Genomic DNA, 14,852 nt, shown 5'->3' with positions numbered 1-14,852 from the left:
CCTTTCTTCCTTGGCATTTTGGAGGAAGCGGCCTGCGACTAAAGTTGCAGACAGAAAAACACCGAAGAGGAGGCCTCTTCGGTGGATATATTATGAAATTGGATAGTTTTGAACAAATGGATGAAGAACAATTTCGTCGATCATCATGTGTTTCGGGGCTGATGCCATGTAAACAACAGCATTTGCGATATCTTCGACCTTCAGCCAATCTTTTTTCTCTTCAAGTCCCTGCTTGGATTCTGCAAAAAACGTATCAACCATTCCAGGATTTATCGTTCCGACGCGAATGCCATATTCTCTGACTTCCTGAGCTAAAGATCCCGAAAAGCCTTGAACTGCATATTTTGTTGCCGTATAGGCTGAGCCATTTGGGATAGTATACCTGGCTACATCTGAAGAAATGGTAATGATTGTACCGGATTTTCGCTCTTTCATGTGCGGCAGTACTGCCCTGCTTCCGAGAAAGACTCCCTGCACATTGACTTCAAATACCTTTTTCCACTCTTCCAGTGTTGTTTCATCAACCTGTTTGAAAAATCCCATACCTGCATTGTTCACGAGAAGGTCAAGCCGTTTGTATGTTTGAAGAGTCTTTTCAACTGCAGCCATTACTTGTGCTTCATCTGAAATATCCGCCTGAATAGGCAGTACATCTGTAAATCCCATTTTATTAAGGTCTTCTGCTGATTGATGTATTTCCTCTGAACTTCCAATCAGGGTTAGCTTCATGCCCTGCTGAGCCAGCTTAACAGCGATTTCCTTGCCGATCCCTCTGGATGCACCTGTTACAATTGCCGTCTGTCCCTTTAACATCATATCTTCCTTTCTGTTAACACTACTGGGTGCAGTAATTTATTTTGACACTGAAATGCCCATTCTTTCTTCGACGATGTCCATAAATGCTTTTTGAACGGATTCCAATTTCTCCTTGCTGCTGACTAATGAAGAGTCATTGATTCCAAAGTAAAATTTAATTTTCGGTTCTGTACCTGATGGCCTTAGGCAGATCCAGTTCCCTTCTTCGAAGAAATACTTAATAACATTAGATTTTGGCAGGCAGATATTCTTCTCTGTTCCATCTGCTTCGGTTCTGATTCCTGTTAAGTAATCTTCAACCGCCTGCACTTTCATGCCTTCAAGTTCCTTTATCGGATTAGCGCGGAAAGAGGCCAGTGTCTGCTGAATTTTTTCTGCGCCTTCAATTCCTTTGAGAGTCATTGATTTTAATCCTTCAAGGAAATAGCCAAACTCTTCAAATAAGCTGAGCAATGCCTCATAAAGGGACATGCCTTTCTTTTTATAATATGCAGCCATCTCAGTCGCAAGCAGAGCTGCCTGAATAGCATCCTTATCCCTGGCAAAGTCGCCGATAAGATATCCATAGCTTTCCTCATATCCGAACAGGAAGCTGTATTCACCCGACTCTTCATATTCTTTGATTTTTTCTGCAATGAACTTGAAGCCAGTTAAAACATCTACGGTTTCTACACCAAAAGAAGAGGCAACCCTGCGGCCAAATTCAGATGTAACGATCGTTTTTAACATGATGCCATTATCAGGCAGTGTATTCTTTTCCTTTTTCTGAGAAAGTATGTAGTGAAGCAGCAGCGCACCTGTCTGATTTCCTGTCAGAAGAACATATTCACCTTCTTTGTTCCTGGCAGCGATGCCAAGGCGATCGGCGTCCGGGTCTGTAGCAATTAACAGATCTGCATTAGTTTCTCTTCCATCTCTCATTGCCAGCTCAAATGCATCTTTTTCCTCTGGATTAGGACTTTTTACTGTTGAAAACTCAGGATCTGGGAGCTCCTGTTCCTTTACTACATGCACATGTTCATAACCCAAAGCAGCCAAAGCCTCTCTAACCGGCTTATTCGCTGTACCGTGCAGAGGTGTAAAAACTACATGAACATCCGTTTCATTTGCTGCATCAGGGTTTTCGGAAATGGTAAGTAGCTGCTTCTGATAAGCCTGATCGACTGTTTTGCCAATCATGGTAATGAGTCCCTTTTCCTTTAACACTTCTTCATCCATTACTTCTATCAGCAATTCGTTTTCTAATTCATTTACTTTGCTTATAACAATGTCAGCTTCGGCAGGAGTCAGCTGAGCACCATCCGATCCATACACCTTATAACCATTGTATTCCGGAGGGTTATGGCTGGCTGTAATGACTATCCCCGCATACGCATGCAGGTACCGGACTGCGAATGAAAGTTCAGGGGTTGGACGAAGTTCATCAAATACATATGTCTGTATGCCTCTGCTGGCAAGTGTTTTAGCTGCTTCCATCGCAAATTCGGGGGACATGCGGCGTGAATCATAGGCAATTGCAACCCCTCTGTTTTTTGCCTCCAACCCTTTTTCCTCTATGTATGCCGCTAATCCTGCAGACGCCTTCCTTACAGTATAGATATTCATGCGGTTTGTTCCCGGGCCAATTTCCCCGCGCATACCGCCTGTTCCGAATTCCAGTCCCTTATAAAATGCTTCTTCAAGGAGCTTCTCATTTCCCTGCAGACGTTTTAGCTGTTCTAATAATTCAATGTCCAGATACTCATGGTTTATCCATCGTTCTGCTGCTGTTTTCCATTCCATTGTATGACCTCCTAAAAAAAGCTTCTGCATAACCTTTTCGAGTTCCAGGCGGATTTTCCTTTTAAAAACATCCGAGGAATTTTGACAAATTCCACCCTGGCTTAATGCAAGCTACGTCAAAGGCTTTATTATCCGGTAAAAGCACTTGAGCGCCAGGTGAAAGGCGCTCAATCTGCAACTATATATTACTTCTTATATTTAATGCTGTAAATATCATGCCTGCGGTCTTTTAGCTGGCGCACCGTGCCATCCTGCCTCTGGCGGCGGAGGATTTCCAAATCAACATCACCTATCAGGACCATTTCAATATTTGGATTTGTCTCCCCCACAATGCCATCCCTCGCAAACTCAAAATCGGATGGTGCAAAAATGGCCGATTGTGCATACTGAATATCCATATTCTCTGTTTGCGGAAGATTGCCAACCGTACCTGAAATAACCGTGTATATTTGATTTTCAACAGCCCGCGCCTGAGCACAATAGCGCACTCGTAAATATCCCTGGCGATCTTCGGTACAGAAAGGGGTAAATATAATTTTTGCACCTTTATCTGCCGCAATTCTCGCCAGCTCAGGGAATTCGATGTCATAGCAGATTTGAATGGCTATTTTTCCGCAGTCCGTATTAAATACCTTTACTTCATCCCCGCGGCTGATTCCCCACCATTTACGCTCATTTGGCGTAATATGGAGCTTATACTGCTTTTCAATCGTCCCATCCCTGCGGAAAAGGTAAGCGATATTGTAAATCTCATCATCATCTTCTTTAACAAAATGAGAGCCGCCAATTATATTGATATTATACCTTACTGCCAAATCCGTAAATAACTCGATGTATTGCTCAGTGTATTCTGTCAGCTTTCTGACCGCAAGGCTTGGTGAACGTTCCTCCAAAAAGGACATCAGCTGGGCAGTAAATAACTCGGGAAAAACGGCAAAGTCGGACCCTGAATCTGAAGCAACATCTGTAAAATATTCCACCTGATGCGCAAATTCATCGAAAGATTTTATTTGCCGCATTAAATATTGAACCACGCATATACGGACCGGGTAGCTTGTTTTATAAAACCGTTTGCTCATTGGCCTGTAGTCGACATTATTCCATTCCATCAGAGTTGCATATTTATTTGACTGCACATCATCGGGCAAATAGTTGGGATTAATCCTCATCAGGGTAAATCCATTCAGCAGCTGAAAGGACAAGACCGGGTCATAGATTTTATGGAGCGAAACTTCGTTTACATACTCTCTTGGGTTCATTTCATTCGAGTATTTATGATAGTTTGGAATACGCCCGCCTATAATGATGCTTTTTAAATTTAAAGACCTGACAAGCTCTTTCCTTTCTTCATACAGGCGATGGCCGATTTTCATCCTGCGGTAATCAGGATGAACCATTACTTCTATTCCATAGAGATTATAACCATCGGGATTATGGTTCGTTATGTATCCTTTGTCTGTCACATCATCCCAGGAATGACGGTCATCATACTCATCAAAATTTATAATAAGGCTTGAGCAGGAACCAATGATTTCCCCGTCATATTCTGCAACAAACTGGCCTTCAGGGAAAATTTCCAGATGGCTTTCAAGCTGATCCTTCTTCCAGGGAACCATGCCGGGAAAACATAGCTCCTGAAGGGCAATAATATGATCTATATCTGAATGCCGGGTATTTCTGATAATCATTTTCTTTTCAAATTTCTTTAAATCAAGCTTTGTCAATGGTGGTGCACTCCTTTTTTTAGAAAAGCGGAAGCGCCTTGCCCACCCCCGACACCTCGAGGGGGTATGCTTGCGCTAGACAGTTTTCAAAGTTAAGATTTTATACTTGCTTTCTCTCGTAATAATTATCCTGGGAGCTGTTGCGAAAGATCAGCCTCTCCAGTGATATTCAGGTTTCTTTTCCCTTTTTTACTGCAATTATAACACTATCAGAATTTTTCTCAGCTATTTCCCTCTTGTTCTTATTTTGCTTCTTTTCCTTCATATATATTTCTATATAGGTAATTGAATATCTTCTTTTAATTTTCTTAATTCCCCCTGTTTCTTGCCTGATGCCATTTCAATATTACAAATGCCCTATTTCGGTATGTCCTTTGAACATGTTGATTTACAAGGGATGTCCAATAGCTTTATAATTTTAGAGGACATATTTATAAGGAGATTATTATGGAGAAAACACAAACAGACCGGCGGGAGAATTTGCTGTTTATTGCCTGGGCAGCTTCGATTCTTGCTATGTTCGGCAGCCTTTATTTTTCGGAAATCAGGCAATATGAACCTTGCGAGCTTTGCTGGTATCAGAGGATTGTCATGTATCCCTTTGCTGTCGTCCTAGGCTTGGCTGTGGTTAAGAAGGATTATCGCATCAGCTTATATACAATGGTGTTATCTGCTGTTGGAGCAGGCATTTCCATCTACCACTATTCCATTCAGAAGATTTCATTCATGGCTGATCATGCAGCAGCATGCGGGAGAGTTCCCTGTTCGGGGCAGTATATTAATTGGCTGGGATTTGTTACAATTCCATTTTTAGCATTAACAGCTTTTATAATTATTTTTATTTGCAGTTATCTTGTCTGGAAGAAAACGAAGGAGGCAGCAGAATAATGAAAAAGGTCATTATATTTCTTGCTATTATCGTTGCATTATTTGCAGCAGTTGGAATTTTGACTAAAATGCAAAATGAAGAAAAAGTGTCAGAGAAAAATCCATATGGAAAGGATACACTACATCCTGAAACAGTCAAACAGCTTGAAGACCCAAATTATCAAAACCTGATCCTTCCCGAAGAATTGGAGAAAAAGTTAAATAACAATGAAGATGTAACCGTTTATTTTTATAGCCCGACATGCCCTCATTGCCAAAGGACAACTCCTGTGGTGGCTCCGCTTACAGAAGATATGGGTATTGATCTGGTGCAATTCAACCTGCTTGAATTTGAAGACGGCTGGGACAATTACGGAATTAAGGAAACTCCAACAATCGTTCAATACAAAGACGGCAAAGAGGTTAACAGGATTACCGGTTCTCAGGAAAAAGAAGTTTTTGAACAATGGTTCAATGAGAATTCAAAATAACCAAAAAACGCCTGCAGCAACAGGCGTTTTTTTCATACAAGCATTTCATTTGCGGCTTTAGCATAAACACTGAATAAATCATTCCGGGGCATTCTTTCTCCGCAAAAATGACTGTAATCAAACGGAAATGATAAACCGAATTGTTGAAGTATTTGAACATTTTTAATGAATATTGTTTCATATTTACCGCTGAGTGTCCGTGATTCCAGAATAGCCATAAGCGTCTGCAGCCCTGCTATAACCTGATATGCCTCCTTTAATGTTCCGAAGTATTCAAAGTGCCTGGTAGAAGTATGCAGTATCTTCTGCTGTTCAAATTCTCTTATATCATCGTCTGTGAAATAAAGAGGAAACACATTTGAATAGAATTTTCTTATTAATTCTTGAATTTTTTGTTCCTGATCAGGAGTTGATGCAAATACAACCTTCACTGATAACCCACCTTTGTAATCCTTGTAATCAGTTCGTAATATATACATTAGAATATCATATTCTGAAAGCCCTTTAGGGTGGTAATTATACCCATGGAGAAGGGATTTGTTGGTATTTATTCCTCCTCCGGAAATAGATGGCACATGTCTAATGCATTATAATTAGTTCTAAAGCTCTATAATAACCCCATTTCCAGCAAATAAAAAGGTGATTTTAAATATTACAATAATTTTCGGAGATTACTATTCCTTTTATCAGCTGTCTTTAAAGGCTAAAATATTATTGTCATTAATTTATATGTATTAAAGGTACGATTATTCAATCAGATAAGGAGTAATTTATGGTTAAAATACATAGGTTTGGCGAATGGTGTGAAATAGAGGTGCCTGACCACTGGGAAGGGCATTCAATCGAATATATTGTCCGGACATTATGGGGGGCACCCAAAAAACAAACACACAATATGAGAATGAAAAAACAGGTTTTATCCAATGATGAACCTGCTAATTGGACAAAACCCGTGCATGCAGGAGATAAATTAAAATTTCAATTTTTCCAGGATGAAGATCCAGGCGTTATCCCCTCCTATTATGAGATTGATGTTCTTTTTGAAGATGACCATATGCTTGTTTTAAATAAACCGGGCGGAATGGACACGCATCCCAACTCACCTGATCAAACGAATACCCTCGCAAACGCTGCAGCTTTTCATATTCAGATGCAGGGGGAAAGTAGAGGCATAAAACATATACATCGTCTTGATCGTGATACAACCGGTGCCATATTGTTTGCGAAGCATGCACTAGCGGGGGCAATTATGGATAAAGAGCTGGAAGAAAGAAGAATTAAACGCACATATCTGGCTATAAGCCATGGCAGAATTTCAAAAAACAAAGGAACCATCAGGGAACCTATTGGGAGGGACAGACATCACCCAACCAGAAGAAGAGTATCCCCCGGCGGCCAGCCTGCTTCAACGAACTATGAATTAATTGAATACTTTCCTAAACAAGATCTTTCACTTATTAAATGCCGTTTGGATACAGGCAGAACACACCAGATCCGTGTTCATCTTAGCCATATCGGACATCCTCTAGCGGGGGATACTTTATATGGCGGGAAACCTGTTTTTGCACGGCAGGCACTGCACGCCGTAAAAATTGAGATTCCACACCCATTCTTAGAGGAAACTATAGTCTGTCATGCGCCTTTCCTGGATGATCCTGGGATTTTCAAAGGAATTGACCCGTATCGTTTTTAATATAGAGCTGCCTTTTCTGAGGCAGCTTTAAATTTTATGCAAGAAGATGAAAGCTGAATGAAAAAAGAAGCCCCAAACGGGACTTCTTTGAACTAATTCAATTAGTCATGGGATTTACGCATAGCCTTCATGATGAAGCCTACGATGAATACAAGCACGATAGCACCAATTAAAGCAGGAATAATAGCAAAGTCCGCTACGACTGGACCCCAATCACCAAGAATTAATGAACCTAACCATGCACCAATGAAACCAGCGATGATGTTACCAATAATACCGCCTGGAATATCTCTTCCCAGGATCATACCTGCTAACCAACCAATGATACCACCTATAATTAATGCCCATAAAAAGCTTAACATTGAAAATCACTCCTCTTTTTAATTTAATTTAGCTTTTGTTCAGATAAAGAAATTAATACAGCAGCTGCGCAGCTTTTGGTGACCTTATCTGCTTGTACAATTAAATTACCCAGGATTCATTATCTAAAACCAAAAATTTAAAAACTATTCTTCTGGAAAAATTTTATAAAATAAAAAAACACCCGTTAGGATGTTTTTTGCAATACGATTTTAAAAATCAAAATTGTCCGGATCGGCTCCAAATCGATGATTATTATTTAAGGCATTCAATTGTCTCATTTCATCTTCAGTTAGACCAAAATCAAAAATGTCTGCGTTTTCCCTTAGTCTATCTTTTTTAACAGATTTAGGAATGACCATTATGCCGTTTTGGAGATGCCATCTTAGAATAATCTGGGCTGCTGATTTACCGTGTTTTTCGGCAATTTCTTTTATGGCATTGTCCTCAAGCACTCTTCCCCTGGCAATCGGAGACCATGCCTGTACTTTTATATTGTGTTCACCGCAAAATGCCCTCAAATCTTCCTGAGAAAGAAGAGGATGCAGTTCAACCTGATTGACTGCAGGCTTTTCAGAAGCATTCTCTAGAATGTCCTTAATATGATGAATTTGAAAATTGCTAACACCTATGGCTCTTGCTTTGCCATCCTTATAAAGTTTTTCCAGCGCCCTCCAGGTTTCAAGGTATTTCCCCTTAACCGGCCAATGGATAAGGTATAAATCTATGTAATCCAACCCCATCTTTTTCAAACTATTATCAAAGGCAGTAAGGGTCTGATCATATCCCTGAGCCGTATTCCATACTTTTGTCGTTATGAAAAGCTCTTCTCTAGGCACCCCGCTTTCTTTTATTGCCTTTCCAACACCTTCTTCATTTTCATAAAAAGCCGCAGTATCAATCAGCCTGTATCCTAAGTCAATGGCATCTTTTACTGTATTTTCAATCTGCAATCCATTTTCGACTTTATATACTCCGAGCCCGAATTGAGGCATTTCAACTCCATTATGTAAGGTTAAAGTGCTGCTGATATCCTTCATATGATGGAACCATCTCCTTCAATGTTTTAATTCATTTTATCATTTAAGGAAAAGGAGACCTACTGTTTACACTCCAAAATAAAAGCGATTGCCTTAGAGAAGCAATCGCCCATCTATATAAACGGCAGATGCCGGGATTTTATATTTTCGCATTCTTTGCCATTTTTTCTCATGTAAAAATGATTTTCCCGGTAAAAAATTGTCCTAAACAAGGGACAGATCATTTTCTCAAAAAGAAGAAGCAGCTGACAAATCAGCTGCTGAAGTTTTATACTACTATGAAATTTCCTTGTTCCAATCCATAAAAATATAATCGGTGAAGTGGCCGTGTCATGGCGACATATAGCAACTTAATATCAAGTTCAGAATTTCTGGAAAACTCTTCTTCCATGGACAAAATCATAACGGCATCAAATTCAAGTCCCTTGGCCAAGTAAGATGGCACGATCACAATTTGATCTTTCGGGATGCTTTCCTGCTCCTCAAGCAGTTTAAAAGGAAGACTGGCATGCTTTTCAAAAAGGCTGTGAATGAGCTGACAGTCTCTCATCGTTTTTCCGATCACTGCAAATGTTTTATAATCTTCTTCTTTCAATGAAACAACCTGTTTCTCAAGCTGTTTTACCAGTTCAATTCCATCTTCCCTCCTGATAAACTCAGGATTTCTGCCATGGCGGACGACCGGCTCCACCTCGGGGAATGAGTAAGGGAGAAGTTTAAGTAATTCATTTGCTTTTTCCATAATTTCCACTGTTGTACGATAGCTTTTCTGAAGCTCTGTATATGTTGCACGGGGAAAAATATAGTCCAGAACCTCCTGCCAGCTTGTAAGCCCCCTGTAGGAATGAATTCCCTGGGCAAGATCCCCCACTAGTGTAAACATATCTGTATCAAGTGACTTTTTTAATGAGAGAAGCTCCATAAAGCTGTAGTCCTGTGCTTCATCAATAACGATATTTTTCGCCTTCAGCTCTTTGGGAATCCCAAATAGGCTTTCCTGCAGATAAAGCATTAAAGCTAAGTCTTCCCTCTCATAAACTTTTTTCCTAAACAGCTCCCGGCAAAATTCACAAAGTTTATATGCATCGTCAACAGGCAATTTTCCGCCTGATAATCTTGAAAGACGTACAGGATCATCAAATAGGTCATTGTAATACCGGACCAGGCTTTTTTTCGGGAATTGCTTCATGTATTTAGGCACTGCTGTTCTAAAGCTTTTCTTTAATTCTTCCAGTCTGGCTGCCTTTTTATCAAGCGCATCTGAAACATACTGTCTTCTTTTTTCAGGATCTTTCCCTCTGTAAAGGGCCCTTTCGATTCTCTCGTCATAATACGTTTCGATTTTCTTTATGATATTTTTCTTTTTCTTTGCAAGATCGTTTTGAAGCACAGCCTTCAATTTTTCCAGCCTGCGGTAAAGAGGGAGGTAATTGTAGTCCTCTAAAAAAAGCTGGAAGAATTTCTTGCGGCCAAAAAGCCTGAATTTATCTACCATAAAATCATCACTGGGGCAGAAGCTATTATATATTTCTCTGAGGTAATTAGTGAGAATGGTTTGAAATACAGGCGAACCTTTAATCGATGATGCCCAGACTGCAAGTTCTACTTCCTCACTGTCATGGTCTTCAAGCAGATTCACTAATTTAGTGTCTTCCGCCAATTTCAGTTTCTCGCCAAGACATGCCAGCACATATTCCTGATAGGTTGTCTGGCGGACTCTTTCTACCCCAAGTTCAGGGAGCGCCTCTGAAATATAATCAATGAAAAGCCTGCTCGGCGCCAGTATCATCAACTGTTCAGGGGCAAAATTTTCTTTGTACTGATAAATAAAATAACTTATTCTGTGCAGGGCAATCGTTGTCTTGCCGCTGCCTGCCGCCCCCTGTACTATGATGGGCTTATTCAGATCAGCACGTATTATTTTGTTCTGTTCTTCCTGTATGGTTGAAATAATTTCAGTGAGGCGGTTGCTTGAGCTTTTGGATAGTGATTCCTGAAGCAATTCGTCTGTGGTCGTGAGGTCAATATCCCGTATTTCTTCCAGAATCCCGTCTTCAATCATATATTGCCTTTTCAATGACAGGTGTCCCGTAAAGCTTTCTTCATAGGATTGGTATTGAACCTCTCCCAGCCTGCCTTCGTAGTATAAATTGGCTATCGGAGAACGCCAGTCAACAATAATCTGCTCCTGATTTTCCCTTGAATACAATGAAGTTTTGCCTATGTACAGTATCTCTTCTTCGTTTAAATCTTCCCTTAAGAAATCAATTCTGGCAAAGTAAGGTTTTTTCCTTGCTTTTTTCAGCTGCATCAATTCATCTTTGGACATTTCAAAAAAACGGGCATTAGTCAGCAGTGAAGAGTAACTTAAGCTGGATTCAAGCCAGTCAACGTCTTCGAAAGCTTCTTTCATATTTTCCTGAAACTTGTCTTTGCTGGATTCTGATGTTTTAATCACAACATCAATATAGCGTTTCGTAAATTCAAGACGCTGAAGTTCCTTTTGAAAATCGGGGTGTTCAAATTCAGATGACATATGTTTCTCCTTTCAAATTTTTTCAGCCGCAATGGAGAAATACATATGAGCGAACGCGTGGGCAGAAAAATATATTATCAGAAAAGTCTGCAATAAGCAAGTGGTGACAGGCACCACCCGAATTTTGTCGATTTGAGCAGATATATACATCGGTAATCATTTTAATTTATAATATGATAAAACCACTTTTTAGGAGGTGATGAAGGTGGTCATTGCAGTTGCAATGCCTGATAATGCAGCGTCTCATGCAAAGCCTGATATTGGTGGCGATACTTTGCATGAGGCGGTAATGTACTAAACTATTATCGCCCATTCAGCTAAAACCATTTCTGATATCGGCTTTGCACCTTATTCATTTTTTATTTCCAAAATAAATAAGGAGCTGGCAGAAATGAGTTATGTAAAAGCTAATGCCGTTTTACCGGAGAATCTGATAGCAGAGATTCAAAAATACGTTCAGGGTGAGGCTATTTATATCCCCAAGCCGGAAAAGGACTACCGAAAATGGGGTTCCCGCTCTGGAGCAAGAAAAGCTCTGGATGAAAGGAACCATTCTATTAAAAGCGCCTTCCAGAACGGCAAAACAATCAGCAAATTGGCTGAAGAATACTTCCTTTCAGCCGAAACAATCAAAAAAATAGTTTATAAAAAGTGAATTATTGGCACTGAACCTTGTTCAGTGCTTTTTCATATGCCAAGTTCATTTCCTAATCATTTTATACATTTACATTTTTATGTCATTCTTATAAAGTGAAGTTGATATACGAAGGTGCTGAAGGTATAGGAGTGTGTATAATGGAACCTTTCATCAGAAATGATCAATATAATTTTATTAAATATCAGACACAAGTGCTGATCAACGGCCATGCATCTGTCAATGATACAGGAGTGCTGAATGCACTGAAATCTCTTTCTGCAGAAAAAGTATTGGGCCTTTTTGCAGAGCTAAGTGATGAACAAAACCAGCTTCTTTCCACAGTCAGTGATATAAAAGAAAGGGATCAGGCAGATGCCTTCTTAGCGCATATAAAGGACTATGTAATACCCTTTCCGTCTATAACTGAACAATCGATCAAAAAAATGTTTCCAAAGGCAAAAAAATTAAAAATGCCAGCACTTGAAGATATCGATTTCAGGGAAATAAGCTACTTGGGATGGGACGATAAAGGGACAAACAGGAAGTATATGATCAGCCTGCTGGCTGGCAAACTGACTGGCATATATGGAACATTTAAACCTCTTGGCAAAAAAGGAATCTGTGCCATCTGCAACAAACTCGGGGAAACAGGCATGTTCTTAACTGAAACTAAGGGTTCTCAGTTAGGCACCTATACCAAAAAAGGGAATTACATTTGCCAGGACAGCCGGAAATGCAATGAAAATTTGAATTCACTGGAACAGCTTCATGACTTTATTGGAAGGCTGAAAGGATAGTTTGCTATCCGCTTATATAAGACACCTGCCGGATAAATGGCGGGTGTCTTTTTTCAGTTAAATTGACTTCGTTTATTCTCATTAATCTGGGGAATATTACTGTAATAAAAAAACTATCATATTTTGTCGATTTCGTATAAAATAATTACGTTTGATTGAAGTTTTCCTAAAATATTGGGGGTAAAAAAATGGTTTTTAAGAAGAAGGACAAGTTTAACACATTGTTAAGCAATATTTCCATGAATTTAAAAGAAAGTGCAATTTACTTTGCAGACTATAAAATTAACAATGTCAGTGATTTAAAAACCTTTTCAAAAACAATGAAGGATTATGAAACAAAAGGCGATTCCTATGTTCATGAAGTCATTAAGGAATTAAATAACGCTTTTATTACACCAATCGAAAGAGAAGATATTCTTCACCTTGCCATGAGCATGGATGATGTGCTGGATGGATTTGAAGAATGTGCTGATTTATTTGAAATGTATTCTATGACACAGGCTGATGAATTTATGCTGAAGTTCGTGGATGCCATCAAGAATTGTGCAATTGAAATTGAAAAGTGCGTAGAACTGCTGTCAACTAAGAAATTATTGCAGATCAGAGAACATGCAATCAAAATTAAAGATTACGAATCCAAATGTGATGGAGTCCGCCGCCAGTCAATCAAGCATCTTTTTGCTACAGAAAAAGACCCTATTCGGATCATTCAGTATAAAGAAATTTATGAAACGCTTGAAGATATTGCGGACAGCTGCCAGAATGTCGCCAATACGCTTGAAACCATCATCATGAAAAATGCTTAAGGGGCGATTACAATGGATGCAGTTTTCATTATTACAATTTTAATTGTCATTGGAGCTCTGGCATTTGATTTTATCAATGGATTTCACGATACGGCTAACGCAATAGCTACCTCGGTCTCCACTAAGGCTCTTAAACCAAGGCACGCCATAATATTGGCTGCCGTCATGAACTTTGTTGGCGCCATGACATTTACTGGAGTTGCCAAAACGATAACAAAGGATATAGTAGACCCCTTCACATTGCAGAATGGTTCTCTTGTCATTCTTGCTGCTTTAGTTGCTGCAATATTCTGGAACCTGCTGACTTGGTATTATGGCATTCCAAGCAGCTCTTCTCATGCGATCATCGGGTCGATCGCCGGTGCTGCGATTGCGGCGGCAGGATTTTCAGCTTTAAATTATCAAGGGTTCTTAAAAATTCTTCAAGCACTTATCTTTTCGCCGTTAATTGCTTTTGCAGTCGGTTTTATTGTTTACAGTATTTTTAAGGTTGTCTTTAAACATAACAACCTTACAAAGACAAACCGGAATTTCAGGCTTTTCCAGATTTTCACGGCCGCTCTGCAATCATATACACATGGAACAAATGATGCACAAAAAGCTATGGGTATTATTACAATGGCACTTATAGCAAACAACTATGTCACTTCAACCGATATACCATTTTGGGTACAGTTTTCCTGTGCATTAGCTATGGGTCTTGGAACTTCCATCGGCGGCTGGAAAATCATTAAAACAGTCGGCGGGAAAATCATGAAAATCCGTCCTATAAATGGAGTGGCAGCAGACTTAACTGGTGCAATGATCATTTTTGGCGCAACCTATATTCATTTGCCAGTCAGTACTACTCATGTTATCTCTTCTTCCATCCTGGGTGTGGGCTCTGCCCACAGACTTAAAGGTGTTAAATGGGGAACTGCACAGAGAATGCTTATCACCTGGGTGATCACATTGCCGATTTCTGCAACATTAGCGGGTATTGTTTACCTCATCTTGAATGCAATTTTTTAATGTTAAAAGGAGCGGGCCAGGCCTGCTCCTTTTTTTATCCAGCTATTTCAGTATTCAATCATTCTAGCATCAGTTTCATTAAGCGAGCTCTTCTTCCTTTCTTCTTCCTTTACTCACAGTACCGATGCTCTTTTCTTCAAGATAGACAAGAAAGTCATCTAAAGCCGTCACTTCTGTTCCCCCAGTCCAGCTGTCCTCAGTGCCGACCTTCTGAATGGCTATAGCTCTTCATCTGCACAGGGGCCTTTGTTAAAAATTCGGCCTGCTGAATCAGGTTAGTAAATTTCTGCAT

At 39.8% G+C, this 14,852-nt stretch carries 14 protein-coding genes; 7 read left to right on the top strand and 7 right to left on the bottom strand.

What is annotated here, in order from left to right:
* Positions 1–90: 90 nt before the first annotated feature.
* The 3 genes from PBF_RS02660 to PBF_RS02650 form a co-directional block, all read right to left on the bottom strand.
* Positions 91–813 (bottom strand): SDR family oxidoreductase, encoded by a 723-nt coding sequence (locus PBF_RS02660; RefSeq protein ID WP_035326727.1) that lies wholly within the window; start codon positions 811–813, stop codon positions 91–93.
* A 39-nt stretch (positions 814–852) separates the two neighbouring features.
* On the bottom strand, positions 853–2,598 hold the full coding sequence (locus PBF_RS02655; RefSeq protein ID WP_035326725.1) for a phospho-sugar mutase: 1,746 nt from the start codon (positions 2,596–2,598) through the stop codon (positions 853–855).
* A gap of 185 nt (positions 2,599–2,783) precedes the next feature.
* Positions 2,784–4,286: a bifunctional GNAT family N-acetyltransferase/carbon-nitrogen hydrolase family protein gene (locus PBF_RS02650; RefSeq protein WP_051488802.1), complete on the bottom strand. Its 1,503-nt coding sequence runs from the start codon at positions 4,284–4,286 to the stop codon at positions 2,784–2,786.
* Positions 4,287–4,769: 483 nt separating this feature from the next.
* Here PBF_RS02650 and PBF_RS02645 point away from each other — a divergent pair, with 483 nt between their 5' ends.
* Together PBF_RS02645 and PBF_RS02640 are read left to right on the top strand one after the other, a co-directional pair.
* Positions 4,770–5,210, top strand: a complete 441-nt coding sequence (locus tag PBF_RS02645) for a disulfide oxidoreductase (protein ID WP_035326720.1) — start codon at positions 4,770–4,772, stop codon at positions 5,208–5,210.
* Positions 5,210–5,680, top strand: a complete 471-nt coding sequence (locus PBF_RS02640) for a thioredoxin family protein (protein WP_035326716.1) — start codon at positions 5,210–5,212, stop codon at positions 5,678–5,680. The genes PBF_RS02645 and PBF_RS02640 overlap by 1 nt, the downstream gene beginning before the upstream one ends.
* 32 nt (positions 5,681–5,712) lie before the next feature.
* Here the strand turns inward: PBF_RS02640 and PBF_RS02635 are convergent, their stop codons facing one another.
* Positions 5,713–6,111, bottom strand: coding sequence for a YhcU family protein (locus PBF_RS02635; RefSeq protein ID WP_035326714.1), 399 nt, complete (start codon positions 6,109–6,111; stop codon positions 5,713–5,715).
* A 341-nt stretch (positions 6,112–6,452) separates the two neighbouring features.
* Between PBF_RS02635 and PBF_RS02630 the strand changes: the two genes are divergently transcribed.
* Entirely contained in the window at positions 6,453–7,373 is a 921-nt protein-coding gene (locus PBF_RS02630) for an RluA family pseudouridine synthase (RefSeq protein WP_035326712.1), read from the top strand.
* A 101-nt stretch (positions 7,374–7,474) separates the two neighbouring features.
* Here the strand turns inward: PBF_RS02630 and PBF_RS02625 are convergent, their stop codons facing one another.
* The 3 genes from PBF_RS02625 to helD form a co-directional block, all read right to left on the bottom strand.
* On the bottom strand, positions 7,475–7,735 hold the full coding sequence (locus PBF_RS02625) for a GlsB/YeaQ/YmgE family stress response membrane protein (protein ID WP_035326710.1): 261 nt from the start codon (positions 7,733–7,735) through the stop codon (positions 7,475–7,477).
* 210 nt (positions 7,736–7,945) lie between these two features.
* Positions 7,946–8,773, bottom strand: coding sequence for an aldo/keto reductase (locus tag PBF_RS02620; RefSeq protein ID WP_035326708.1), 828 nt, complete (start codon positions 8,771–8,773; stop codon positions 7,946–7,948).
* A gap of 268 nt (positions 8,774–9,041) precedes the next feature.
* A complete protein-coding gene (helD, locus tag PBF_RS02615) occupies positions 9,042–11,309 on the bottom strand; it encodes an RNA polymerase recycling motor HelD (protein WP_035326705.1) in 2,268 nt (755 codons plus the stop codon).
* Between the two features lie 391 nt (positions 11,310–11,700).
* On the opposite strand from helD, the gene PBF_RS02610 reads away from it, so the two are divergent.
* From PBF_RS02610 to PBF_RS02595, 4 genes are all read left to right on the top strand, one after another.
* Complete coding sequence (locus PBF_RS02610; protein WP_035326703.1) at positions 11,701–11,964, top strand: CD3324 family protein; 264 nt, start codon at positions 11,701–11,703, stop codon at positions 11,962–11,964.
* A 140-nt stretch (positions 11,965–12,104) separates the two neighbouring features.
* A complete protein-coding gene (locus PBF_RS02605) occupies positions 12,105–12,743 on the top strand; it encodes a FusB/FusC family EF-G-binding protein (RefSeq protein ID WP_035326701.1) in 639 nt (212 codons plus the stop codon).
* Positions 12,744–12,931: 188 nt separating this feature from the next.
* Positions 12,932–13,549 (top strand): DUF47 domain-containing protein, encoded by a 618-nt coding sequence (locus PBF_RS02600; protein ID WP_035326698.1) that lies wholly within the window; start codon positions 12,932–12,934, stop codon positions 13,547–13,549.
* Between the two features lie 12 nt (positions 13,550–13,561).
* Complete coding sequence (locus tag PBF_RS02595; RefSeq protein ID WP_035326697.1) at positions 13,562–14,560, top strand: inorganic phosphate transporter; 999 nt, start codon at positions 13,562–13,564, stop codon at positions 14,558–14,560.
* Positions 14,561–14,852 lie beyond the last annotated feature (292 nt).

It is taken from the genome of Cytobacillus firmus DS1 (assembly GCF_000565285.1).
Taxonomy (GTDB): Bacteria; Bacillota; Bacilli; order Bacillales; family Cytobacillaceae; genus Cytobacillus; species Cytobacillus firmus_A.
Note: the sequence above shows the minus strand (reverse complement) of the source record. Positions and strands in the feature narration are given on the sequence as shown.

Coding starts and splice junctions, on each gene's coding strand:
- PBF_RS02660 (WP_035326727.1), bottom strand. CDS start 813: ATGTTAAAGGGACAGACGGCAATTGTAACAGGTGCATCCAGAGGGATC.
- PBF_RS02655 (WP_035326725.1), bottom strand. CDS start 2,598: ATGGAATGGAAAACAGCAGCAGAACGATGGATAAACCATGAGTATCTG.
- PBF_RS02650 (WP_051488802.1), bottom strand. CDS start 4,286: ATGATTATCAGAAATACCCGGCATTCAGATATAGATCATATTATTGCC.
- PBF_RS02645 (WP_035326720.1), top strand. CDS start 4,770: ATGGAGAAAACACAAACAGACCGGCGGGAGAATTTGCTGTTTATTGCC.
- PBF_RS02640 (WP_035326716.1), top strand. CDS start 5,210: ATGAAAAAGGTCATTATATTTCTTGCTATTATCGTTGCATTATTTGCA.
- PBF_RS02630 (WP_035326712.1), top strand. CDS start 6,453: ATGGTTAAAATACATAGGTTTGGCGAATGGTGTGAAATAGAGGTGCCT.
- PBF_RS02625 (WP_035326710.1), bottom strand. CDS start 7,735: ATGTTAAGCTTTTTATGGGCATTAATTATAGGTGGTATCATTGGTTGG.
- PBF_RS02620 (WP_035326708.1), bottom strand. CDS start 8,773: ATGAAGGATATCAGCAGCACTTTAACCTTACATAATGGAGTTGAAATG.
- helD (WP_035326705.1), bottom strand. CDS start 11,309: ATGTCATCTGAATTTGAACACCCCGATTTTCAAAAGGAACTTCAGCGT.
- PBF_RS02610 (WP_035326703.1), top strand. CDS start 11,701: ATGAGTTATGTAAAAGCTAATGCCGTTTTACCGGAGAATCTGATAGCA.
- PBF_RS02605 (WP_035326701.1), top strand. CDS start 12,105: ATGGAACCTTTCATCAGAAATGATCAATATAATTTTATTAAATATCAG.
- PBF_RS02600 (WP_035326698.1), top strand. CDS start 12,932: ATGGTTTTTAAGAAGAAGGACAAGTTTAACACATTGTTAAGCAATATT.
- PBF_RS02595 (WP_035326697.1), top strand. CDS start 13,562: ATGGATGCAGTTTTCATTATTACAATTTTAATTGTCATTGGAGCTCTG.